The sequence below is a fragment of the Vreelandella sp. 162(4c) genome (assembly GCF_058152265.1).
On the sequence record NZ_CM176981.1, the window covers coordinates 2,679,460 to 2,701,413 of the forward strand.

The 21,954-nt window shown below is 55.4% G+C and carries 23 protein-coding genes and 1 pseudogene; 7 read left to right on the forward strand and 17 right to left on the reverse strand.

Annotation, left to right across the window (positions count from 1 at the left end; translation table 11 throughout):
- Positions 1–18 precede the first annotated feature (18 nt).
- The 7 genes from AC4EYZ_RS12325 to hglS all read left to right on the forward strand — a co-directional run bounded on the left by AC4EYZ_RS12325 (position 19) and on the right by hglS (position 7,129).
- Positions 19–885, forward strand: coding sequence for a shikimate dehydrogenase family protein (locus AC4EYZ_RS12325; protein ID WP_022521130.1), 867 nt, complete (start codon positions 19–21; stop codon positions 883–885).
- Complete coding sequence (gene aroQ / locus AC4EYZ_RS12330; RefSeq protein WP_022521131.1) at positions 882–1,331, forward strand: type II 3-dehydroquinate dehydratase; 450 nt, start codon at positions 882–884, stop codon at positions 1,329–1,331. Before AC4EYZ_RS12325 ends, aroQ begins: the two co-directional genes overlap by 4 nt.
- A gap of 30 nt (positions 1,332–1,361) precedes the next feature.
- Entirely contained in the window at positions 1,362–2,405 is a 1,044-nt protein-coding gene (locus AC4EYZ_RS12335) for a Gfo/Idh/MocA family protein (RefSeq protein ID WP_022521132.1), read from the forward strand.
- 225 nt (positions 2,406–2,630) lie between these two features.
- Positions 2,631–3,617, forward strand: coding sequence for a Bug family tripartite tricarboxylate transporter substrate binding protein (locus AC4EYZ_RS12340; protein WP_022521133.1), 987 nt, complete (start codon positions 2,631–2,633; stop codon positions 3,615–3,617).
- A 72-nt stretch (positions 3,618–3,689) separates the two neighbouring features.
- Entirely contained in the window at positions 3,690–4,196 is a 507-nt protein-coding gene (locus AC4EYZ_RS12345; protein ID WP_022521134.1) for a tripartite tricarboxylate transporter TctB family protein, read from the forward strand.
- Between the two features lie 27 nt (positions 4,197–4,223).
- On the forward strand, positions 4,224–5,720 hold the full coding sequence (locus tag AC4EYZ_RS12350; RefSeq protein ID WP_022521135.1) for a tripartite tricarboxylate transporter permease: 1,497 nt from the start codon (positions 4,224–4,226) through the stop codon (positions 5,718–5,720).
- A gap of 47 nt (positions 5,721–5,767) precedes the next feature.
- Positions 5,768–7,129, forward strand: a complete 1,362-nt coding sequence (gene hglS / locus AC4EYZ_RS12355; RefSeq protein ID WP_022521136.1) for a 2-oxoadipate dioxygenase/decarboxylase HglS — start codon at positions 5,768–5,770, stop codon at positions 7,127–7,129.
- 40 nt (positions 7,130–7,169) lie between these two features.
- Here the strand turns inward: hglS and AC4EYZ_RS12360 are convergent, their stop codons facing one another.
- The 17 genes and pseudogenes from AC4EYZ_RS12360 to AC4EYZ_RS12440 form a co-directional block, all read right to left on the reverse strand.
- Positions 7,170–7,913, reverse strand: coding sequence for an SDR family NAD(P)-dependent oxidoreductase (locus AC4EYZ_RS12360; protein ID WP_022521137.1), 744 nt, complete (start codon positions 7,911–7,913; stop codon positions 7,170–7,172).
- A gap of 51 nt (positions 7,914–7,964) precedes the next feature.
- Complete coding sequence (locus AC4EYZ_RS12365) at positions 7,965–8,915, reverse strand: AEC family transporter (protein ID WP_022521138.1); 951 nt, start codon at positions 8,913–8,915, stop codon at positions 7,965–7,967.
- A 201-nt stretch (positions 8,916–9,116) separates the two neighbouring features.
- Positions 9,117–9,326 (reverse strand): hypothetical protein, encoded by a 210-nt coding sequence (locus tag AC4EYZ_RS12370; protein ID WP_053856937.1) that lies wholly within the window; start codon positions 9,324–9,326, stop codon positions 9,117–9,119.
- Positions 9,327–9,397: 71 nt separating this feature from the next.
- A pseudogene (locus AC4EYZ_RS12375) lies at positions 9,398–9,451 on the reverse strand (hypothetical protein); the annotation flags it as partial.
- A 4-nt stretch (positions 9,452–9,455) separates the two neighbouring features.
- A complete protein-coding gene (locus AC4EYZ_RS12380; protein WP_022521140.1) occupies positions 9,456–9,698 on the reverse strand; it encodes a sugar phosphate isomerase/epimerase in 243 nt (80 codons plus the stop codon).
- A gap of 74 nt (positions 9,699–9,772) precedes the next feature.
- Entirely contained in the window at positions 9,773–10,561 is a 789-nt protein-coding gene (locus AC4EYZ_RS12385) for a sugar phosphate isomerase/epimerase family protein (protein ID WP_022521141.1), read from the reverse strand.
- Positions 10,561–11,301, reverse strand: a complete 741-nt coding sequence (locus AC4EYZ_RS12390; protein WP_022521142.1) for an SDR family NAD(P)-dependent oxidoreductase — start codon at positions 11,299–11,301, stop codon at positions 10,561–10,563. The genes AC4EYZ_RS12385 and AC4EYZ_RS12390 overlap by 1 nt, the downstream gene beginning before the upstream one ends.
- Complete coding sequence (locus AC4EYZ_RS12395; protein ID WP_022521143.1) at positions 11,298–12,254, reverse strand: NAD-dependent epimerase/dehydratase family protein; 957 nt, start codon at positions 12,252–12,254, stop codon at positions 11,298–11,300. Before AC4EYZ_RS12395 ends, AC4EYZ_RS12390 begins: the two co-directional genes overlap by 4 nt.
- Positions 12,241–12,930 carry a DUF4286 family protein gene (locus AC4EYZ_RS12400; protein WP_022521144.1) on the reverse strand — a complete coding sequence of 230 codons (690 nt, stop codon included), beginning with the start codon at positions 12,928–12,930 and terminating at the stop codon, positions 12,241–12,243. Before AC4EYZ_RS12400 ends, AC4EYZ_RS12395 begins: the two co-directional genes overlap by 14 nt.
- A gap of 46 nt (positions 12,931–12,976) precedes the next feature.
- Complete coding sequence (locus AC4EYZ_RS12405; RefSeq protein ID WP_022521145.1) at positions 12,977–14,254, reverse strand: TRAP transporter large permease; 1,278 nt, start codon at positions 14,252–14,254, stop codon at positions 12,977–12,979.
- A gap of 28 nt (positions 14,255–14,282) precedes the next feature.
- Positions 14,283–14,750, reverse strand: a complete 468-nt coding sequence (locus AC4EYZ_RS12410) for a TRAP transporter small permease (protein ID WP_022521146.1) — start codon at positions 14,748–14,750, stop codon at positions 14,283–14,285.
- A gap of 4 nt (positions 14,751–14,754) precedes the next feature.
- Positions 14,755–15,741: a TRAP transporter substrate-binding protein gene (locus AC4EYZ_RS12415; RefSeq protein ID WP_022521147.1), complete on the reverse strand. Its 987-nt coding sequence runs from the start codon at positions 15,739–15,741 to the stop codon at positions 14,755–14,757.
- Positions 15,742–16,397: 656 nt separating this feature from the next.
- On the reverse strand, positions 16,398–17,063 hold the full coding sequence (locus AC4EYZ_RS12420; RefSeq protein WP_158414237.1) for a GntR family transcriptional regulator: 666 nt from the start codon (positions 17,061–17,063) through the stop codon (positions 16,398–16,400).
- A gap of 333 nt (positions 17,064–17,396) precedes the next feature.
- Positions 17,397–18,275: a shikimate dehydrogenase family protein gene (locus AC4EYZ_RS12425; protein WP_022521149.1), complete on the reverse strand. Its 879-nt coding sequence runs from the start codon at positions 18,273–18,275 to the stop codon at positions 17,397–17,399.
- Entirely contained in the window at positions 18,272–20,143 is a 1,872-nt protein-coding gene (locus AC4EYZ_RS12430; RefSeq protein WP_022521150.1) for a bifunctional sugar phosphate isomerase/epimerase/4-hydroxyphenylpyruvate dioxygenase family protein, read from the reverse strand. Before AC4EYZ_RS12430 ends, AC4EYZ_RS12425 begins: the two co-directional genes overlap by 4 nt.
- A 28-nt stretch (positions 20,144–20,171) precedes the next feature.
- Complete coding sequence (locus AC4EYZ_RS12435) at positions 20,172–21,437, reverse strand: TRAP transporter large permease (RefSeq protein ID WP_022521151.1); 1,266 nt, start codon at positions 21,435–21,437, stop codon at positions 20,172–20,174.
- The gene (locus AC4EYZ_RS12440) at positions 21,434–21,931 is read right to left on the reverse strand and encodes a TRAP transporter small permease (RefSeq protein ID WP_022521152.1); all 498 of its coding nucleotides are present in this window, start codon (positions 21,929–21,931) and stop codon (positions 21,434–21,436) included. Before AC4EYZ_RS12440 ends, AC4EYZ_RS12435 begins: the two co-directional genes overlap by 4 nt.
- Positions 21,932–21,954: the final 23 nt, after the last annotated feature.

Consider the following 21,954-nt stretch of genomic DNA (forward strand, 5'->3'; position numbering starts at 1 on the left):
CTGCTCGGGAGGATAGCAATGAAACTTGGCCTAATCGGTAAAGCGATTATGAACTCCAGTTCACCGGACTTGCATGTTCGGCTGGGGCAGCTCACCGGCATACCTACTACTTACGACCTGTTTGATGCCAACGAGCAACCGATTAAGTCACTGGCAAAACAGGTAGATAAAGTCATCGCCGCAGGCTATCGCGGAGTTAATGTGACATTTCCCTGGAAAGAGGCCGCCGTTGGGCTGGCCTCCCGTCTATCCACGGGCGCAAAAATGGTCGGCGCTGCCAATACATTGGTGTTTGAAAACGGCGAAATCATCGCGGAGAACACAGACTTTACCGGCTTTATGAGTGGCTTTCGTGCCACCTTAGGTGAGCGCAAACCGGGCCGCGTACTGTTGATGGGCACCGGCGGCGTCGGCAAAGCCGTTGCTTTTGGCCTGGGGCAACTGGGTGCAAGCGAGGTAATCCTGATGGATCTGGATGACGCCAAGTCGCGCCAGCTGGCCAAGGAGCTACAGCAACACGGTTTCACTGCATCGACCATTACCGCCGCGCAGCTGGCTGATACCGTGCCCCACTGCGATGGGCTAGTAAACTGTACACCGATTGGGCACGAAAAAAGCCCCGGCTGCCCGCTGCCTGCAGAGCTGGTGCAGGCGCACCACTGGATTTTTGATGCGGTGTACGTGCCCGCCGTCACTGAATTTATTTCCGCGGCAAAGCAAGCGGGCGCTGCGGTGGTTAGCGGGGTTAGCCTGTTTGTGTATCAGGGCGTCGACGCCTTTAAGCTGTTCTGTGAAGATGAAGCTAAACGCAAGGCGGCTGACCAGCAGTCAACCACGCTATTTGCCCACTACCGTCGCGAACTACTCAAGGAAACTGACGAATGAGCCAAGGTAAAGTATTAGTGCTGCACGGACCTAATTTGAATCTGCTCGGTACCCGCCAGCCGGAAATTTATGGCTATGAGACCCTTGAAGACGTCAATAACGTGCTACGTGAAAAAGCCGTCATGGCTGACTGGGAGCTTAACTGCCTGCAGAGCAACCACGAAGGCGCGTTGATTGATGCTATTCATGCGGCACGGCTTGATGGTACCCAGGCAATTATTATCAATCCCGCTGCCTATACCCACACGTCAGTAGCGATTCTGGATGCGCTTAACGCCTTTGAGGGTAAGGTCATCGAAGTGCATATCTCTAATGTACACAAGCGCGAAAGCTTCCGTCACCACTCCTATGTATCGCTGCGTGCCGATGGCGTCATTGCCGGGCTGGGCACACAGGGTTATCAGGCCGCGCTGGATGCGATCATGAAAGCGGCGAGCATCTCCTAGGGTGATCCATTAATAGTTGAGAAGGTTGTCATGACCAGACTTCGACTAGCCTTGGTGGGGGCGGGTGTTATCGGTCGTCGCCATATCGGCTTGATCCAGGAGAGTGCCCAGGTAGCGCTAACCGCCATTGTTGGCCCAGGGGCTGCAACGCAAACCCTTGCCAATACGTTGGCCGTTGAGTACCACCAGGATCTACCCACGCTTTTTGCCCGGCAAACAGTAGACGGGGTGATTTTGGCAACCCCCAACGCGCTACATGTGGAACAAGCTCTGCTGTGCATAGAAGCAGGTGTGCCTGCGCTAATTGAAAAGCCCGTGGCGCATAGCGTGGCGGAAGGCGAGCGGCTGTTGAACGCGGCAAGCACTTCCTCAGTCCCTCTTTTAGTCGGTCATCACCGGGCCCATAGCCCCATTTTAGCCAAAGCGCGTGCCATCATTGCCAAAGGGGTGATTGGGCAGCCGGTCGCTATTCAGGGAAGCGCGCTTTTTTATAAGCCGGATAGCTATTTTGACGAGGCTGCATGGCGCAGGGAGCCTGGAGGTGGGCCTGTGTTGATCAACCTAATCCATGAGATTGGTAATCTGCGCTCACTGTTGGGCGATATCACCCATGTGCAGGCGATGACCTCCCAGGCCACGCGCCAGTTCACCGTGGAAGATACCGCGGCCATTAACTTTCGGTTTGCTAACGGCGCGCTGGGCACATTTTTACTGAGCGATACGGCGGCCACGCCGCGTAGCTGGGAGCAGTCTAGCGGTGAGGATCCTGTCTACGCGCATTACCCCGATGAGGAGTGTTATCTGGTGGCCGGTACTCAGGGGTCATTGTCGGTACCGACGCTGCGCATCAAACGCTACTGTGAGGAGCAAGTTGCTTCATGGTGGGAACCGTTTGATGAGCTGACACTCGACGTTCGCCGCGATGACCCTTTGGCTTGCCAACTCGCTCATTTTGTCGCCGTTATCCGCGGCGAAGCAACGCCCTTGGTCAGCGTGCACGATGGTTTGCAAAACCTAAGAGTCGTTGAGGCGATTTACGATGCGGCTGCCACAGGCCGGTGTATAGCACTCTAGGCGAGTTATCAAAATAAGTTGTCGTTCCACAACAAGAGTTAACATTTCTGATAGTTAGAATACTGTCTATTGATAAACCTATTAAGTTAAATATGCTTTAGTTTTAGATGTTTATACTAAAGTCGTGTTTTTTATGACTAAAGTAAAAGAGTAATCTCGCTGTATGTAGCGCGAATAGATGTACGAAATGCGAACATAAAAACAAAGCAATAATAGGAAGTTAAAATGAAAAAAATCTTTGCCGCAACCTGTCTCGCCGTTTGCAGCAGCGCCTTGGCTCTCGGTCTCACTGTTTCCTCCGCTAGCGCCAATGAGTGGCCGACTAGCGATATTCGCCTGGTCGTTCCTTATGCGCCGGGTGGCACTACCGATGTCTTGTCGCGTCGCGTTGCTGATCTCCTCCAGCAAGAACTTGATGCCAATGTCATTGTAGAAAACCGCCCAGGCGCGGGCTCCACTGTCGGCACCGGCAGGCTCGCCCGCGGTGGCCGTGATGCTGACCACACCATCCTGATGGCATCCCCAGGGCACACGATTGGTGCCGCGATCTACCCAGACCTGGCCTATGACCCCGTTGAAGATTTCGTCTTTCTACAAAATATGATCGATATTCCCAATGTCATGGTGGTGCCCGCAGACAGCCCCTATGAGAATGTCATTGAGTTTATCGAAGCCGCGAAAGAAGACAACATGACCTTTAGCCACAGCGGCGTAGGTAGCTCCATTCATATGTCGGGTGAGTTATTCAAAACGCTGACCGAAACGAATATGACGGCAGTGCCTTTTGCGGGTAGCGGCGCGGCGCTTCCTGCGTTGCTGAGCGGCGATGTGGATGTTTCGTTTGAGAACATGCCAGCGGTGCTCTCGCACATACGTTCAGGTGATCTACGTGCGCTGGCGGTTACCTCTGCCGAGCGTTCCGAGTACCTTCCCGATGTCCCGACGTTGTCAGAAATCGGTGAATATAACCTCGACCAGTTCATCACGACTGCCTGGTTCGGCCTGATTGCGCACAGCTCCTTCCCTGAAGAGGCCCAGAGCACAATGCGAGAAGCGCTAGCCAATGTCATGGAGCGCGAAGAGTTTCTGGATTTCGCCGAACAGCTGGGTGCTGAGCCGGGCCAAGTGGCCGGTGATGAGTTCAAACAGTTTATCGCCGATGACCTGCAGCGCTGGGAAGAGGTTGCCGAGCAGGCTGGTATCAGTCAATAAGTTCAGTAACCCCCAATAAGCTAAGGCGAGGGCTATGTCCTCGCCTCTCTTATTTGTTAGGAGAAGGCAGCGATGACGACATCGGATTCCCATCGCAGGGTGAAGATAAAGGACATCGGCGATGTAATAGCAGGCGTTGTCCTGCTGGGATTTGCCCTTGTGCTGGTCTTTTACCTGGTACCCAACTACATCAATGAGCCGCCCATTCTGCAAAACCCGATGATGTCGCCCCGCTGGCTGCCTACGATCGTGGGTTGGTTGATTTTGCTGTTTTCCATTCTGCTCATCCTCCAAGGCTTACTGGTAACAGGTGCTCGCGAGGAAGATGAGCGAGCGATTGAAAAGGGCTCGCCGCGGCGTTTCTTTATGATGGTCGTTGCGTTAGTGATCTACGTTGCCCTGTTTGAAACGATGGGCGCGGTGTTCTGTGGCATCCTTGCAACGCTCGTCTTGTTTGTGGCCCACCCTGTGCGCACATGGTGGGTGTATAGCTTGGCCTTCCTGTTTCCCATCGTCGTGACATTCTTATTTGTTGAAGTGATGAATGTACCGCTTCCGATAATGCCGTTTTGGCTCTGATTGACTGATTCTCGTACTGGGTGAGCTATGGAAAATTTTTCGGAAGTCATACACCTATTCTTTACCCTGGAGAACTTCCTGGCGATCGCCGTGGGGGTTGTCATCGGTGTGGTGGTGGGTTCGATCCCAGGATTAACCGCGACAATGGCGGTGGCATTAGCGCTACCCTTCACCTTCTCAATGCAGCCGATTGCCGCCATCTTGCTGCTGGTGGGGATTTACAAAGGGGGGATGTACGGTGGTTCGATTACGGCGATCTTGATACGCACGCCAGGCTCTCCTGCTTCTGCCTGTACGCTGCTTGACGGCTATCCCATGGCCCAGCAGGGGCATGCGAAGAAAGCCCTCAAAGCGGCGCTATACTCTTCGGTTATCGCCGATTTTATCTCCAACATCGCGCTTATCTTCTTTGCCGCTTATCTGGCTAAGATCGCGCTTAATTTCGGCGCCCCAGAATTTTTCTGGCTGATCTGCTTCTCGCTGACCATTATTATTTCCTTGGCCAGTGGCTCGATGATTAAGGGCTTAATGGCGGCTTTGCTGGGCATTCTGCTTTCCATGGTAGGGCTTGACGATGTCTTTGGCTCTCAGCGGTTGACCTTTGGCAGCTACAACTTAATGGATAGCATCTCCTTTATTCCCTTGTTGATTGGTCTATTCGCCATACCGGAGATTATTGAGTTTTATCGCAAAAAAGCGGTGCCGCATATTAAGGCTAAGGCCAGTGGTGCTGGCTTGGCGTTTTCCGAACTGAAGCGCTGCATGTCGAGCATCGTACGGGGCAGTTTAATTGGGGTCATCATCGGCGCGATACCGGGTACTGGCGCCACCGCGGCGGCGTTTATTTCTTACAGCGATGCGCGCAGGCGCTCGCCTAATAAGGCTAATTTCGGTAAAGGTGAAGTCGAGGGTGTTGCGGCCGCGGAGGCGGGCAATAATGGCGTCGCGGGCGCTACCATGATCCCTCTGCTCTCGTTAGGTATTCCTGGTGATGTGATTACCGCGATTATACTCGGCGCCTTTATGGTGCATGGTTTGACGCCTGGCCCGCTGATGTTCCAAGAGAACCTATCACTGATTTATGCGCTGTTTATGGGCATCATGCTCAGCTCCGTTATTTTGCTGGTGGTGGGTAATGTGGCAATTAAGTACTTCTCATTAATTGCTGATATTCCAAAGCCGATTCTGTTTCCCATCGTCCTGATGTTTTGCGTATACGGCGCCTATGCGGTCAATAACGATACCTTCGATGTTGGGTTGATGTTGGCCTTCGGTGTGCTGGGATATATCTTCAATCGGGCGGCGATACCCGCAGCTCCGTTTCTGATTGGTTTTATCCTGGGTCCGATGTTTGAAGATAACCTGCGCCGCTCTCTTTTAATCGGCTCCAATGACCTATCAATTTTTGTACGTGGCCCGATTACTTGGTTCTTTATTGCCCTGACAGTGGGCTCGATTGGCTTGGCGTTTTATCGCTTTTGGGAGGCGCGCAGGAAGCGTCCTATAACGTCTAAGACCTCCTAAACCGCTAAGGCTTTACAAACATTTGAATGTGACAAGAGAACAAGTCAATGAGTGACCACTTTTATAGTGCCGATCGTATCCGTGACCGCTTTTCCCAAGCGATGTCCGATATGTATCAGCAAGAGGTACCCCAGTACGGCACGCTGCTCTCGCTAGTGGCTGACGTTAATCGAGAGGTGATCGAGCGCGATACTAGGCTAGCGGACACGCTCACTGCAAACGGTGAGATGGAACGCTTGCACGTTGAGCGACACGGCGCTATCCGGGTGGGCAGCCCCGAAGAATTGGCGCTGTTGCGCCGCATGTTTGCCGTTATGGGCATGTTTCCGGTGGGTTACTATGACCTTTCAGTCGCTGGCGTGCCTGTTCATGCAACGGCGTTTCGTCCCATCGACGATGAAGCGCTGAAGTTAAACCCTTTCCGTTTGTTCACGTCGTTACTCCGGCTTGAGCTCATTGCGGATGCCGAGCTGCGCGAACGGGCGGCGGCGATTATAGCGTCGCGAGAGATCGTCACCCCGCAGGCCGTCGCCCTGATCGAACGCTTTGAGGCTCAGGGTGGGCTCAACGAAGCCGAGGCCGAAACCTTTGTGGTTGAGGCGTTGGAAACCTTCCGCTGGCACCGTGATGCCACCGTCGATTTAGCGACCTATCAAGCGCTACACCAAGAGCATCGCTTGATCGCGGATGTGGTTTGCTTCCGCGGGCCGCATATCAACCACTTGACCCCGCGTACCCTGGACATAGACGCGGTGCAGCAGCGCATGCCGACAAAAGGTATTACCCCGAAGGCGATTATTGAAGGGCCGCCTAGGCGCCACTGCCCGATTCTATTACGGCAAACCAGTTTTAAAGCACTGGAGGAGTCCATCTACTTTGCGGATGAGGCAGAAGGCCAGCATACGGCGCGCTTTGGTGAAATCGAGCAGCGCGGGGTTGCCTTGACCCGTAAAGGGCGAATGCTTTACGACCAGTTGCTGGCTGCTTCACGTCAGGGCGATCCAGCCGTTTCTAATGCTGACCATCAAGCTCATTTAGCCCAAGCGTTTGCTGAGTTTCCTGATGATCAAGACGCGCTGCGCCGCCAAGAGCTGGCATTTTTCCATTACCGTGCAGTGCCGGGGGCTACCACGGCAGAGGACGCCACTAGCGATAACATCGAACGGCTTTTAGCAACGGGTGCGCTGGTGGCAACGCCCATGATCTACGAAGATTTTCTGCCGGTGAGTGCGGCGGGCATCTTCCAGTCTAACCTGGGCGATGGGACGCGCGATGAGTACAGCAGCCACTCCAGCCAGCAGACGTTTGAGCAGGCCCTGGGCACCGCCGTGACGGATGAAATTGCGCTGTATGAGCGTCGCCAAGCCAACTCGCTGGCCCAGGCACTTGCCGAGCTGGGCGGCGCATAAGGGGGAGTAGCCTGCGCTGAGCGCGCTGCCCTTGGTTGGCCTATCCGACCGTAACACCGCCGCAAACAAACAGCGTTTGGCCGGTCATAAAGCCGCTTCGGTCGTCGCAAAAGAAGCTGACGGCCTGGGCTACGTCTTCGGGCTGGCCCATACGCTTTAACGGAATATTATCGATGATGCGACGGGCGCGCTCAGAATCGGGAGGATTATTCTCCCAAAAGGCACTGGTAGCGATGGGCCCTGGGGCAACGCAGTTAACCGTAATGCCGTGTTCCGCCAGCTCCAACGCCCAGGTTCTCGCCATAGACTGCAGCGCTCCTTTCGTGGCGCTGTAAATGGTGCGCGCCTCTTTGCCGAGCACCACGCGGCTGGCATTGATGACGATGCGCCCCATACCGGCTGCTTTCATGGAAGGCAGCAATGCCTGTGTGCATATCAGCGCCGAGCGGACGTTCAGGTGCATTAATGTGTCGAAGTCTTCAAGCCGCGACTCTTCAAGCAGCGCGGGGGCGACAATGCCTACGTTATTGATCAACCGGGTCACCGTATGGCGCTCGGCTATTTTCGCCATCACCCGGCGAGAGGCATCGGCATCGGCAAGGTCGACCAGGACGGCATCAGCTTGCAAAGACGCTGCTTCCGGCTCAACAATATCTACCACGATAACCTGGTAACCCTCCTGCTGGAGACGCAGGGCAATGGCTTGGCCGATGTTTCTAGCCCCGCCGGTCACCACGGCGCAGTGATGCTGAGATGTTCTGCTTTGATCAGAGTGTGAATGCATTTTTGTTATCCTTGGCGGTCATCAATCTTTGTTTTTGTATAAACCCAAACGTTAAAACGTCATCAGTCCCGACATCGTCATCAACCAAATTATTAGGCTAAGCGTAAAGAAGGAGGCTATAGTCGCCACCAGCAGAGCCGCCGCGCTCACCCCGGCTAAGCCATAGCGCTGGCCGAGTAGGGGGTAAATGCTGATCAACGGAGCGGCAGCAAACAGCAGCGCACCGGCCATATAAAGTGGGTCGATACCTGGGACAAGATAAAAGGCGATGAATATAGCCAGTGGGTGAAAGAGGAGTTTGCCGGCCACTATTTGGCCAACGTCCCTGGCCATTCCTTTCACCTGCAGGCCAAACAGCGCCCCGCCAATGACGAAAAGCGCCGCAGGGCCAGCTGCATCGGCTAGCATATCAATGGCTTTAAACAGCGGGCCAGGTATCTGCACGTGGGATACCGCGAGACTAATGCCGACCAGTAAACCAATCAGCACCGGATTTTTGATTAGGCTAAGCGCTGTGTGTTTGACCGTTTTCCATACGCTGGAACCTTGATGGCTGCCCATTTCAGCTAAAATCAGCGCGGCGGGAATAATAAGCAGGTTTTCAATGACCATATTCAGCGCCAAGAGCACCGCCGCTGGGGAGCCAATGACCATGGCCGCCACCGGGTAGCCGACAAAGCCACTGTTGGACGCAGCCATACCTAGGGCCTGCATGGCACTGGCGTTAAGGGGCTGGCGCTGTCGTTTTAAGCAGAGCAGCAACCCCCCACTAAACACGGCGATAGAGCCCAGGCCGTAAGCAACCAGGTAGTTGAGCTTGAAAATATCTTCCAGAGGCTGCTGGGTTAACGCACGAATCACGAGCGCGGGCAGCGCGCAGTAAAGTACAAATACGCCCACCCCCTGCATCTGATCGCGCTGAATAATACCGCTCCATCTCGCTATATAGCCTAAGCCAATGAGTAGGAATATGGGCGTGGTAATCCCAAGTATAGCGAGCATGGCGGCCCCTTAGCGCATGAAGGCAAATGATTAAGTTCGAATAACGAATAATTGTACGCTATTTCTCTTGCGCTTCATGGCATGGAGTGAACAGAAGGCGTGACAAGTTGCTCGATATAATGCGTACGCAGTGGTGTCACATGCGGATCGATCTGTTCAGAGGCGATGCAATCGGTATTTTCAGCCCGCAGACGGTCAGGGTCAAACAGCAGCATCTTGAGCGCTGCCGTTAATTTCAGCTTCCAAGCGCTGCTGCGCGGTGACGCGCACAAAGGCATTCGGCGCGCCCAGCCCTTGGTAACCTTCACGCTGCACCAGCTCAAAGAAGAACGCCTGACGGCTGGGTTGGGTATACAGCTGATGGAAGTCACCGTCGCTGTCCTGATCAAAGAGGATGTGGTGCGCTTGCATCCCAGCTCTGTCTGGCGGGAGAAGATATGGAAAGTGTCCAGCACCAGGCCGACATTAGGGTGGGCCGCCCGGCGCACCACCTCCCGGCTGTCGCGGTAGTCGTGAATATGGCGGCCCCAGGCCATCGCCTCATAGGCCACACGCAGGTGTCGCCGCGCGGCCCTGGAGACCTTCGAAATCGCGAAACGGCTGCAGCGTGACCAGCTTAAGGCCGCGGGAGCGTATCAACTCCCCCGCCTCCCACGGCGTGCCGGGAAACGCCGTTAGGTCGTTTTCAAACAGCTCAAGCCCCTCAAAGCCAGCTTGGGCAATGGCGTCTACCTTCTCTTCGAGCGAGCCGCTTAGGCAAACCGTGGCAATGGATGAGTACATGGCATCACGCTCCTTGCATTGAGTAATATCAGTAGCCCAATAGGCGTGGCAGGAAGGTGACTAGCGTGGGTGCTTTACCTACACAGCTTCTCAACCTGTGCCCGTGCTTCGGCCAGTGCTGTATGCCTAGCGTCTCCTTCACCCATGCCAGGTAGTTCAAGAGCTGCGTTCCATGTACCGCGTAGAGCTGAGAGCATGTCCTGAATGGGTAGTGCGCCTTGACCAGGTATGAGTCGACCGCCACGTGCTTCGGCAATAATATCGCCTTGAAGCTCAGCCGTGGCGTCGCAAATCTGCACCAGATTGACGAAATCCGGTGGCAGCGTGGCTAACTCTTCAGCAGTTCCGCCTGAGCGGGCAAGATGCAACAAATCCACCAGAATTCGTGCATTATGCTGCTCGGAGCGCTCTACCACCTCACGTGCATCCGAGAGCGTGCCAACAGCACGCCAGCGCATGAATTCAAGATGGACAAGCAGCCCGTGTGCTGCTGCGTTTTTGCAGATTGCTGCAAAGCGGTCAATCAACAACGCTCGATCATCGATATCACCGGTAACAATCAATCCGGTTGCTCCCAGCTCCTTTGCTACTTGCAGAAGAGGTCGTAGGGTGTCCGGCGCAAGGTTGTGGGTGATCGGCACTAGCTCTATTTCGCTAATAGCTATGCCCCGGGAATGGGCATAATCACGCAGCGCCAGTGTCTCGACAGAGCCAGGAACCATCGGGTAGACGGGCGTGCCGGCCGCCGCTGAATGTAAGCGCAGCGCGACCGAAGCATGCCCAGTGTTGGCCGCCAAATCGATGAGCGCAGCAGGCTCGAGTTCCATTGCGCTCAAATGCGCGAGTCCGATGGGATGAGCCATTAGTAAGTCGCCCGCCCGCCCGATGCATCGAACACGAAGCCCGTGGTACATGAGCATTCAGGACTAGCTGCGAAGGCCACGACAGCTGCCAGCTCCTCAATACCGAGTAGGCGTTGCATCGGGATCTTCGCTTTCGAAGCAGCGATATGCTCTGCCGTCATTTGCTCTAATAGTTCTGTTTCAACCATTACCGGGGCCACAGCATTAACAGTAACCCCGCTGGTCACTAGCTCTTTCGCGAGCGACTTCGTGAAACCGATGGCTCCCGCTTTAGCCGAAGCGTAGGCAGCGATGCCGGGTACTCCTTCCTTTCCAGCAATGGAGGCGACGGTAACAATGCGTCCGTAGCTCTTTTCAACCATGGCGGGTACGAAGGCGCGGCTAACCAGGAACACGCTATCAAGGTTCACTTGTATCACCCGTCGCCATGTCTCGAAATCATAATCAGTCACGGGGACGACGGGCCCATTAATTCCCGCGTTATTTACAACAATAGATGGAGCGCCATACGTAGTCAGCACTGTTTGAGCGGCAGTGGCAACACTTTCGGGATCAGCAACATCGACGGCCATAGTGTCAATTGGCTCGAAACCCGCAGCCACTGAGTCGAAATACTCGGGCCGGATATCCCAGATAATGACCTGCGCGCCGTCTGCCGCCAGGCGCTTAGCGATCCCACGTCCAATGCCGCGAGCCCCTCCGGTAATGATCGTGATTTGCCCTTCCAGCTTCCTTGTCATGATTCTACTCCAGCGTTCGCTCGGTAATATTTGATCGTCTGTTTCAGCCCTTGAGAAAGTGGTGTGGGCGACCAGTCCACCAATATGGCTGCACTGTCATCGGGTGGCGGAAGCACAATTGGCATCGGATCCCCCGTTGCTGTAACCGAGATATCCTCGCTGGCCTGCTCGTCAAGCATGCGCGCCACCTCGACGGCCTCGATTCTTTGGCCGAACAAATTCACCACGTGCGCGCCCGCAATATCGGCTTTCAGTGCGGCCATAAAGGCTGTGGCCACGTCTGCGACATAAATCATGTCAAGCAACCCTGTAAAGGGAATCGTGAACGATCGACCTTCAGCCACAGCACGTGCAGCAAGGCTTGGTCCAGCAGAAAGGCCTATCTCGCGACCAGGCCCGTAAACCACATAAGGCCGCACCCCGACGGAGGCGAGCCCATCATTATCCCAGAAAGACTGCGCGCAGATTTCGCCGGCCAACTTAAAGGCCCCATACAGCGTTGTTGGCTGGGGGGTTGAGCCCCCGCTAGGGCCGTAAACCCCGGCAGAACTCATGTAGATCACGCTCTTCTGGTTGAGTGTTTGTGCGACAGCAAAGACGTTAAGCAGGCCGATCAGATTCACTTCAGCCCCGAGCCGAGGGTTAGCACGGCAGCCGGGAGTCAGCATGCCTGCTAGATGAATGATGCGCTCCGTCCCCATGGCTGCTGCTTGCAACTGATCGGTGTCCCGGATATCGCCTATGTGCCAATTGAGCATGTTGGCGGCATCCGAGCCACAGATCGCGGCCACCAAACGGCGATCCTCTTTCAAGTCAAATACGACGGGGCAGTAGCCCTCAAAGAGTAGTGCGCGCAGTGTCCAAGCGCCGATGAAACCCGCGGCCCCAGTCACAAGAACTTTGGGCGCCTCTGCGGAGGGGAGTGGAGGGAAGGCAAGATCACTCATGGGCATCGACATCGCTCAGTACGTGCTGGGTTTGGTAAAGCGTGATGCAGTCAGACGCAAGTGCTCCCAGGTGATTCTTAAGCGCCACTATCGCCGCCTCAACAGAGGCACGATCCATTCCTTCAACCAACAGAGCAACGGCGACGGTAATGTCTTTATCGCGAGATTCGCGGAAGATTTTCTCCTTTGTGGGCTGCTGGCCAGTGGTAGGATCACCTTCGAGCGCATGAGCTGCCAATATGCCATCAAGGTGCATTATCTTATCTATCCAGTCGCCGTTAGCGAATGCGGTTGCCGTGTCTCGCTTATCTTCTCCAAACTCAAAAGTGGCGATCCAACCCCCGACACCACGCCCTGCACTGCCAAGGACACGGCAAATCGTCCGCGAGGGCGCTATGTATTCCGATAAAATTCGCTGCGTCCAGGGCGTTGGGTCGTTAAGGCGCGCAAGATAAGGCGAAGACTCTAATGTCTCAAGCGTGCGAGTCTCATACATCATAAAGTAGCGACGGTGAGCCGGCGTTCCTTCCACCGCAATACAGCGTCGACCACGAAGGAATCCCGGAACCGACATTCTTTCAGGCATGTGCTCAAGGCTGTGCCAAGCGTTGTAATCCGTCTCTGCTACCTCGGTCACACCGCCCCAATTGGCAAGTATTCCTTGCCCCAAAAATCCCGTCATTATTTGGTTCTCCTGCCGCATTGCCTAAGGAACTGCAGCTGATGACTCAGTAGAATAGTTTTGGTAGTGCCAGCGTCAGCCAAGGCCAGAAGGCCACGAGGCACAGCGCCAGCATGTTGACGGCCAGGAAAGGCAACGAGGCAATAGATAGGCGCCCAACACCGACTCGCGCAATCACCGAGCCTAGATAGATACAGTTGCCCACGGGTGGCGTTACCAGGCCAATCCCTAACGTCATGATCATAATGATGCCGAAGTGCACTGAATCGTAGCCTGCCGCCTCTGCCACAGGCAGCAGTATTGGGGCGAAGAGCACCAGCGCCGGGACAAGATCCATGAACATCCCAACCACCAGCAAAAAGAGAATGATCAATAGGATGATCGTCCAAGGACCGTATCCACCCGTCTCAAAAAGACTTACCAAGGTGGCTGGGTATCTCTCCACAGCAACAATCCAGGCTGTAACGGAGGTGGTAGCGAGGATAAACAGTGGCACGGCCGTGTTGATCGCAGAGTTAACCAGAACCTTCCACATCTGTATCAGCGTCTGATCACGATAGACCACACCGCCTAGCAGCAGCGCATAGATCACGCCGATAACGCCCGCCTCTGTCGCCGTCGTCAGTCCACTTACAATGGCACCGAGCAGGAAGACCGGAAGCAGCAGCGAAAGAAAGGCACTTTTAAAGCTCTCCCAAAGCTCCCTGCGGGTGGCACGGCGTTCGCGGCGTGGCCACTTTTTGCGTTTGGCCATCGTGAAGACCGCCGCCATCAGCATCAGACCCACTAACAAGCCAGGCACAATCCCCGCGAGAAATAGCTGACCCACGCTTTCACCCACCGTAATACCGTAGAGCACCATGGGAATTGAGGGTGGTATCAGTACGCCGATGGTGGATGAGCAAATGGTAATGGCACCCGCATCTTCTCGGGTGTAACCCTGCCGTTCCATTGGCGGTACCATGAGTGAGCCGAGCGCCGCGGTATCGGCCACCGCCGACCCGGAGATACCGCCAAAGAACATGGAGGCGGCAACATTCACTTGTCCCAAGCCACCACGAATATGCCCAACAACTGCATCGGCGAAACGCACTAGACGCTGCGCAATAGACGTTTCGCCAGCCAATGCTCCTGCAAGAATGAAGAGCGGCACCGCAACCAGCGAAAACGACGAAATGGCATTCACCATTTTGTGCCCGATGATCAGCAGCGGGTAGCTGCCATCCAGCCAAATAGCGATGGTAGCCGCAAGCCCCATACCGAAACCGATGGGCACGCCAATGAGCAGCAGCAAGACAAAGACGAGTGCGATTGTCAGCAGCATTTGTTAGTTTCCTATCGGATTAGTTTTATTATGCGTCGCGTCTGACCGCAGCCTTTAATGCCGGGCCCAACCGTTCTAGCACCATGAGCACGATCAGCGCCGAGGAAAAGGGTATAGCGCCATATACCCATGCTTTAGAGATGCGCAACGCTTCAGTGAACGAGGTCATACCCTGTTGTGTTAGCAGAACGCCCTGCCACAACATGATGCCGAAGAAGACTAGCGTCACCATCAGCACAATCACCGCGTTCCAGCGACCGAGCCAGCCTGGCAGCATTTCGCTCACCACGGTGAAAGCGATGTGCGAGTGCTGGTGATAAGCGGCAACGCTGCCGAGAAAGACCAGCCAGACCAGGATGATGTTCGGCACTTCAGTCCCCCAATAAAGAGAAGACTGAAGGAAGTAGCGATAGACAACGCCCAGCGTGACGACAGCCACTAGCGCAGCCAGCAGTAGGCCGATCAGGATCTTCAGGATCCGGCTAATCAGTTCCATGGTTTCAATCCTGGCCAGCGGTGCGGACGGCTTCAATTAGATCGGCGCCAATGCGATCCTCATAGGCTGCCCATGAAGCCTCGGCACCAACGCGAAAACTCTCACGATCCACATCTGAAACGATGGTCATACCACGGTCGGACAGTTCATTCACCAACGCTTCGTTAGCTTCACGTGTAGCTTGCACCTGAGCATCACGACTGATCGTCGCTGCTTCCATGACGGCTTCTTGCAAATCGGAGTCTAAGCCTTCCCAAAAGCGGGCAGACACAATGAACTCCGATGGGATCGAGGCATGCTCAGTCAGCGAAAGCGTGTCCTGAACCTCATCGAAACGTGAGTTAACGATAACCTCAGGTGGGTTTTCCTGCGCGTCCACTACGCCTTGCTGAAGTGCCGAGTAGAGTTCAGAAAAATCGAGCGGTGTAGGGTTTGCGCCCCATTCACGAAAGGCGATGAGCCATGGCTCGACATTCGGCACTCGGATATCGAGCCCCTCCAAGTCTTGGGCCTTGCGGATTGGTACTCCAGAAGTGGTAATGTCGCGGAAGCCCAGCTCCCCCCAACCCAGCACCTTGAAGCCATTTTCGTACATGATGTCATCTAACGTCTGCTGAACCTCACTACCACTGCGTAGGACCTCATCTAGATGGTTGGCATCTCTGTAGATCATCGGCAAATTTAGAACTTCGAGTCGCTGATCAATCTGGCCGTGGCGTCCGACTACGGCTCCTTCAATCACACCAAACTGCATACCTTCAAGGTATTCCGTCTCGGTTCCGAGTTGGGCATTCGGGAAAGCTTCGACCTCAATTTTACCTGGAGCCAAGCGTTCTAGCTCGACCGCGAAATCCTCAATCCAGGACTGGTAGCTATGAGATGTAGGCATAGAGTGTGCTACGCGAAGCGTGATCGTATCTTGTGCAGTGGCGTATTGGGTTCCCAGCGTTATTGCAACAGCAACCGCTAAGGTAAGGGGCTTCTTAAACATTTTGTTTTCCTTTGTTTTTAAGATTACTGGCGGCCTCACTGATAGAAATCTAATTCACTGACATACAGTATGTCAACAAGCAGATAAATGATCACTCAGGAGTATCTTTGCCTTATGGCAGGACGTAAGCACGGGCTCTCAATGAATGAAAAAAGCCTGCATTCAGTCTTTTCAACGGGTTAGCATTGCCTCTGCCTCTGCCTCTGCCTCTGCCTCTGCCTCTGCCTCTGCCTCTGCCTCTGCCTCTGCCTCTGCCTCTGCCTCTGCCTCTGCCTCTGCCTCTGTCTCAGACGCAACGTCATGCTCCCTGGTAAACCATGGCGTTTCGCTGAGTGACTCTGGAAGATATTGGATTGTGTAACAGGATGGCGGGTAAGTGAGGTGCTGTTAGCAGTTCCTTGGGGCTAAGCTAGTCTCTTTGCTATTGCTAGTATGAATCCGAGGTGGTTGAGCTTAGATAGAGAACGCCGCATTCAGCGAGCAAACAGGACCAATGACATGTCAGGCCTGAATTCTGCGAAACAAAGTTCAAGCCCTCGTTATCGATTGGTTTGAATAGCTGAGGGAAGGATTGAAAGCCACGTATGCCGTATATAGGCAATATCACTCTTATGCGAAACAGGGCACCGAGTCTATGGCTGTCAATTCGGCAGGTATTAGAGTGAGGCAAGCGCCTTCACATAGTTTTCTGTCATTGCTGAGATATGCTGCTCCAAGACAATCAGAAGCTTTTCCTCGTCCCTTTCCTCGAAGGCGTTCCCGATGGCTAAATGCTCGTCATAAGCCTTCGTGCGGTAAATCTGCAGCGGCACGGAAAGGTGCGCACGAAGTGCACTAATACGCCCCGAGATCAGCTCGTAAGCTTGTCCATAATAAGGGTTACCGCAGAATTCGAAGAAAGTGGCATGAAAGGCGTCGTCAGCCTCGGTGTAGGCTAGTAACTCATCGTTGTTACGCGCGTGGCCCATGCTTTCAATTATACGGTTCAGTGCAGACGACGTTTCGGCGGGCGCACTGTTAATAGCCAGCTTCGCTGCACCCAGTTCCATTTGCCGGCGGAAGTCGACCAGCATCTCAATGTCGCTAGCATCTGGACGGAAGACAATGCTGCCTCGACGAGGTAGCACTGTAAGCAGCCCCTGGTGCTGAAGAATCGAGAAAGCCTCGCGGACAGGGGTTCTGCTAACACCCATTTCGGTCGCTACACGCTCTTCCGAAAGTATTTCTCCTAGACCAATCTTGGTGGAGATGATTGCCGCCTTCAGTTCATCCGCTACTTCCATCGCTAGAGTTCGCGGACGTTTAATGCGTCCTAAGTTCATGGTTTGCTTGCTGGGCATATTGGTCTAGTTACCCTCTTTCCGGCTTTTATAGCCCACTATAAATCGCCACTATAAAAAAAAATCTACCATTAGCATACAGTATTCAATTTCTTACGTGCCTATCTTTCCAAATACAACTCTGAAAATAAGTCGTATTGAAGTAGATCATGTCGATTTATATAGCACTCTCTGGTTGAAGCTATCATGTAACCTGAAAAGGGGAATTAGGTTGAGTTTCCTCATAGACCTGTCGTTCTGACAAGGGTTGACGTTGGTGCTTTAAGAACGAAAACGCAGCTCCCTTGCATCTGTTCGTGCTTCATGGCCCGAGCTTTATGTTACGAATTGAGCAGAAGAGGAGACCAACTGTTCAATATAATGCGTACGCAGCGGTATCACATGCGGATCGATCTGTTCGGAGGCGATGCAATCGGCGGTGAAAAAGCGAAACGCATCCACGCCCTGGAACACAAACAGGTCAACACCCGACAGTGTTTTGGCGTCCGCCTGGTGGGCGGCGTTTAACAGCTCGGTGTGGGCGGGGATGTAAACCGCATCAAAGACCCAGTGCTGGCTACTCAGCCCAGCGGTATCGATGGGGCAGCCGGGGTGATTGATGTGACCAATGGGGGAGCAGTTGACCACGCCCTGCCAATGAGGCAGTTCTCGCTGAGCCTGCTCTGGCGTGATGCACGTCGCCTTAATGCCCATCGCGTTAAGATCACGGCTGAGGCTCTCTGCCCGGGCAGTGTCATGTTCAAGAATATTGATGTGGCTAACGGCAAGTTCTCCCAGCGCGCACGCTACCGCACGCCCAACGCCACCGGCGCCAATCAGCAGTACCTCACCCGCGGGTTGGTCGCCGAAAGAGTGGCGGTAGGCGCTGATAAAACCGGTGTAATCGGTGTTTTCAGCGCGTAGACCGCGCTCATCGAACAGCAGCGTGTTGGCGGTGCCTACCCGGCGCACCCCTTCACCGCGGATATCGGCCAGCTGCGCGGCTCTCTCCTTAAAAGGGAAGGTGACATTGGTCCCCCGGTAGCCCTCACTGCGCAGTGCTTGGATAGCGCTGGGAAAGTCAAAACCCGTCACCCCCAGGCTGTCGACTAAATCGTAGCGCACCGGCACTCCCAATGATTCCCCCAAGCGCTCATGGAGATCGGGAGATTGTGATTTTGCTATACCCTCGCCTACTAGCCCCAGTTTGATCATGCTTGGCTCTCCCCCTTGTCTTGATGACGACTGCTAATAGCCGCTTCCAAACGCTGTTGCGCGGTGACGCGTACAAAGGCGTTCGGCGCCCCCAGCCCTTGGTACCCTTCACGCTGCACCAGCTCAAAGAAGAACGCCTGGCGGCCGGGTTGGGTATACAGCTGATGGAAGTCACCGTCGCTGTCCTGATCAAAGAGGATGTGGTGCGCTTGCATCCATTGCAGGGTTTGCGCCGGTAGGTCGAAGCGCGCGGCCAGGTCGCGGTAGTAATTCCCGGGGATTGGCAGTACCGGCGTGCCCGCCTGCTGCAGCGCAGCGCTGGTGTCGCGCATGGCGTTGGTGCGCAGGGCGACATGATGAATCCCCGAGCCGCCGTATTGGCGCACAAAGCGGTTGCTGGCGGTATCCGGCGAGGCGCTGGCGTTAAGCGCCAGGCGAAAGCGGCCGTTGTAGTTCTGCAGCACTTGGCTTTGGATCAGCCCGCGGGGATCGGTGACATCGAAGGAGGGTGTTGGCGCCAGCTGGAAAATAGCGCGGTACTGCAGCATCAGCGAGAGGTAGTCGTGGTAGGAGAGCGCCACGCTGATATGGTCGATATCCACCAGCGCCCCCTGAGGAACCGGCTGCACATCGACAGGGAACTCGCGATCCCAGGTGCGGCTTAGCTGCGAGTCATCAATAATGTAGGAGAGGCTGCCATCCACATTGCGCAGGGCGCTCATGCGGTGGCTGGCGCCCACTTCTTCAGGTTCGACAATATCGTAGCCAAGTTTGTCTGCACGTTTAAACGCCTCATAGGCATTTGCCACGCGCAGGCCAATCGCCGTTACTGCGGTGGCATCGCGTCCTGGCGTGCGGCCGGTAAAGCTCGATTCGGCATTAAGCACCAGATTAACGTCACCTGCCGCCCAGCGCTCGGCGTTAAGCGTATGGTGGCGCCCCACGCAGGCCATACCCAACGCACTGAGCAGCTCGCGCAGCGGTGCTAAATCCGCAGGCTCAACGGCAATTTCCAGAAAGGCGACCGACTCGACCGGCTGCGGTGCGGGAATGCCACTGTCGCCCTGCATGCTGCGTAGCAAGTGGTAGGAACGCAGCCCGTCCCGGGCCGTCTGGTCGCTGTGGCCCATGCGGAAGACATCGTTAAAGATCTCGTGGGAGAGCGGGCCGTCGTAACGGGTCTCATCCAACATGGCCATGAATTTATCCATCTGCAGCTCGCCCTGGCCAGGGAAACAGCGGTAGTGGCGGCTCCACGACAGATGATCCATGGAGAGACGCGGTGCATCGGCGGTCTGCACCAGAAAGATGCGATCCCCCGGAATGCGGCCAATGGTGCCCAGCTCGGTCTGGCGGGAGAAGATATGGAAGGTGTCCAACACCAGGCCGACATTGGGGTGGGCTGCACGGCGAACCACCTCCCAGCTATCGCGGTAGTCGTGAATATGCCGACCCCAGGCCAGCGCCTCATAGGCCACGCGGAGATTACGCCGCGCGGCACGCTCGCCCAGCTCATAGTAGTCATCGGCGGCGCGGCTTAAGCCTGGTAGTGCGTCGGGATGAACGGTACTGCACGCCATGAGCAGATCCGTACCCAGCTCCTCCATCAGGTCGAATTTGTGCTCGGCGCGGTCAAAGGCCCGCTCCCGTGCGCGCCCCTGCAGCCCTTCGAAATCGCGAAACGGCTGGAGCGTGACCAGCTTAAGGCCGCGGGCGCGAATCAACTCACCCGCTTCCCGCGGCGTGCCGGGAAACGCCGTTAGGTCATTTTCAAACAGCTCAAGCCCCTCAAAGCCGGCTTGAGCAATGGCGTCTACCTTCTCTTCCAGGGAGCCGCTTAGGCAAACCGTGGCAATGGATGAGTACATGGCATCACGCTCCTTACATTGAATAGCATCAGTAACCCGCCAGTCGCGGCAGGAAGGTGACCAGTGCGGGGACGAAAGTAATCAGCAGCAGAATCAAAAACTGCACGCCCAGCATCGGCAGAATGCGGCGGATAATTGGCCCCATTCCCACGCCGGAGACGGAGTCTGCGACAAAAAGGCAGAGTCCCATGGGCGGCGTGATCAGCCCCATCATCAGATTGAAGATCACCACGATGCCGAAGTGCAGCGGGTCGATACCCAACGCCATGGCAATGGGATGGAGGATCGGCACGAGCACCAAGATCGCCGCTATACCCTCTAAAAACAGACCCACCACCAACAGGAGCAGAATCACGGCGATCAGGAAGGTCCACTGGGTATCGATACTCATCAGTGCCCACTCGGTGAGCATGTTGGGCACGCGCTCAAACGTTAACACCCAGTTGGCCGCCGCTACGGCGCCCATGATCACCATAATCACCGCGCTGTCGCGCATGGCCCGGGCGAAGATAGCGGGCAGGTTCACCAGTTTGATATTGCGGTAGAGCACCACGCCCAGAATCAGCGCGTAGACCACGGCAAAGGCTGCCGCCTCGGTGGGCGTGACGATACCGGCAAGAATGGCCCCGACCACAAACACTGGCATGAGCGCAGGCAGCAGACCGTGGAGAAGGGCGTGGCGGCGCGACTGCTGTTTTGACTGGGTGGCGCCAAGGTCACCAGCAAAAAAGTAGACGTAGATGGAGAGCCCCAATGCCAGCAAAAAGCCCGGCACGATACCAGCCAAAAACAGTCCCGGTACCGACACACCCGACACCGTCAGTGCATAGATAATCACCGGAATACTGGGTGGAATAATCGGGCCAATGACCGAAGAGGCAGCTGTGAGCGCAGCGGCAAAATCCCGGGGGTAGCCCTCTTTTTCCATTGACGGTATGAACACCCGCCCTAACGCGGAGGTGTCGGCAATCGCCGAGCCGGAAAGGCCAGCAAAAATCACCGAGGCCCAGATATTCACGTGTGCCAGTCCGGCTTTAAGACGGCCGACGATAGCGGTGGCGAGGTTAATAATCCGGTGGGTGATACCCGCCTCGTTCATCAGCTCGCCAGCCAAAATAAACAGCGGTATGGCCAGCAGCGGGAAAGACTCCATCCCGCCGAAAAACTGCTGAGAGACGATACGGATGTGGTAGGGCAAATCGCCGGTGCTCATCAGCACCGTTAGCGAACCGAGGATGGCAAAGGCAAACGGCACACCAAGCAGAATAAGGGCTAGAAGCAGTATAAAGATCATGCGGATGTCTCCTCGTCCTGTTGATTGCTCAGACGCAGGCCCGCCATCACCAGTGCAGAGAGGCTGAGCAACCCGCCGCCAATTAGCATGGAGGCTTGAAACAGCCACATCGGCATCCCCGTGCTTGATGAGGTGCGGCCTCCGCGGGAGGCGAGGAATTCAACGGCTGACCACATCAAGCCAATGCCCACCACAAGCACTACTAGGTCAACGGCCACGGCCTGCCAGCGCACCCAGCGCGGCGGCAGTAGACGACGAATAAGGTCAAAGCCGATATGTTTGTCCTGCAAGTACGCCCAGGACATGCCAAACATTAGGCCGTAAATCATCAAATAGATGGCGGTATCTTCTCCCCAGGTAATGGAGCCGCCATAGGTGTAGCGCGCAAAGGCATTGCCCGCGACCAGCAGGAAAATAAGCACCATGGCAAGCCCTGCCAAGCTGCCATTGAACAGGATCAGGCCGCGGTGTAGCCGGGCGAGAAGATGAGACATAAGAGCACCTTCGATCGATAGTC

Bases quoted from the DNA above. Each gene is read 5' to 3' on its own strand.
- AC4EYZ_RS12325 (WP_022521130.1), top strand. From the start codon at position 19: ATGAAACTTGGCCTAATCGGTAAAGCGATTATGAACTCCAGTTCACCG.
- AC4EYZ_RS12405 (WP_022521145.1), bottom strand. From the start codon at position 14,254: ATGCTGCTGACAATCGCACTCGTCTTTGTCTTGCTGCTGCTCATTGGC.
- AC4EYZ_RS12370 (WP_053856937.1), bottom strand. From the start codon at position 9,326: ATGCAAGCGCACCACATCCTCTTTGATCAGGACAGCGACGGTGACTTC.
- AC4EYZ_RS12400 (WP_022521144.1), bottom strand. From the start codon at position 12,930: ATGACGGGATTTTTGGGGCAAGGAATACTTGCCAATTGGGGCGGTGTG.
- AC4EYZ_RS12360 (WP_022521137.1), bottom strand. From the start codon at position 7,913: ATGCATTCACACTCTGATCAAAGCAGAACATCTCAGCATCACTGCGCC.
- AC4EYZ_RS12345 (WP_022521134.1), top strand. From the start codon at position 3,690: ATGACGACATCGGATTCCCATCGCAGGGTGAAGATAAAGGACATCGGC.
- AC4EYZ_RS12385 (WP_022521141.1), bottom strand. From the start codon at position 10,561: ATGGCTCATCCCATCGGACTCGCGCATTTGAGCGCAATGGAACTCGAG.
- hglS (WP_022521136.1), top strand. From the start codon at position 5,768: ATGAGTGACCACTTTTATAGTGCCGATCGTATCCGTGACCGCTTTTCC.
- AC4EYZ_RS12425 (WP_022521149.1), bottom strand. From the start codon at position 18,275: ATGATCAAACTGGGGCTAGTAGGCGAGGGTATAGCAAAATCACAATCT.
- AC4EYZ_RS12395 (WP_022521143.1), bottom strand. From the start codon at position 12,254: ATGCCCATGAGTGATCTTGCCTTCCCTCCACTCCCCTCCGCAGAGGCG.
- AC4EYZ_RS12365 (WP_022521138.1), bottom strand. From the start codon at position 8,915: ATGCTCGCTATACTTGGGATTACCACGCCCATATTCCTACTCATTGGC.
- AC4EYZ_RS12430 (WP_022521150.1), bottom strand. From the start codon at position 20,143: ATGTACTCATCCATTGCCACGGTTTGCCTAAGCGGCTCCCTGGAAGAG.
- AC4EYZ_RS12380 (WP_022521140.1), bottom strand. From the start codon at position 9,698: ATGTACTCATCCATTGCCACGGTTTGCCTAAGCGGCTCGCTCGAAGAG.
- AC4EYZ_RS12390 (WP_022521142.1), bottom strand. From the start codon at position 11,301: ATGACAAGGAAGCTGGAAGGGCAAATCACGATCATTACCGGAGGGGCT.
- AC4EYZ_RS12435 (WP_022521151.1), bottom strand. From the start codon at position 21,437: ATGATCTTTATACTGCTTCTAGCCCTTATTCTGCTTGGTGTGCCGTTT.
- AC4EYZ_RS12340 (WP_022521133.1), top strand. From the start codon at position 2,631: ATGAAAAAAATCTTTGCCGCAACCTGTCTCGCCGTTTGCAGCAGCGCC.
- AC4EYZ_RS12415 (WP_022521147.1), bottom strand. From the start codon at position 15,741: ATGTTTAAGAAGCCCCTTACCTTAGCGGTTGCTGTTGCAATAACGCTG.
- AC4EYZ_RS12420 (WP_158414237.1), bottom strand. From the start codon at position 17,063: ATGAACTTAGGACGCATTAAACGTCCGCGAACTCTAGCGATGGAAGTA.
- AC4EYZ_RS12335 (WP_022521132.1), top strand. From the start codon at position 1,362: ATGACCAGACTTCGACTAGCCTTGGTGGGGGCGGGTGTTATCGGTCGT.
- AC4EYZ_RS12410 (WP_022521146.1), bottom strand. From the start codon at position 14,750: ATGGAACTGATTAGCCGGATCCTGAAGATCCTGATCGGCCTACTGCTG.
- AC4EYZ_RS12440 (WP_022521152.1), bottom strand. From the start codon at position 21,931: ATGTCTCATCTTCTCGCCCGGCTACACCGCGGCCTGATCCTGTTCAAT.
- AC4EYZ_RS12350 (WP_022521135.1), top strand. From the start codon at position 4,224: ATGGAAAATTTTTCGGAAGTCATACACCTATTCTTTACCCTGGAGAAC.
- aroQ (WP_022521131.1), top strand. From the start codon at position 882: ATGAGCCAAGGTAAAGTATTAGTGCTGCACGGACCTAATTTGAATCTG.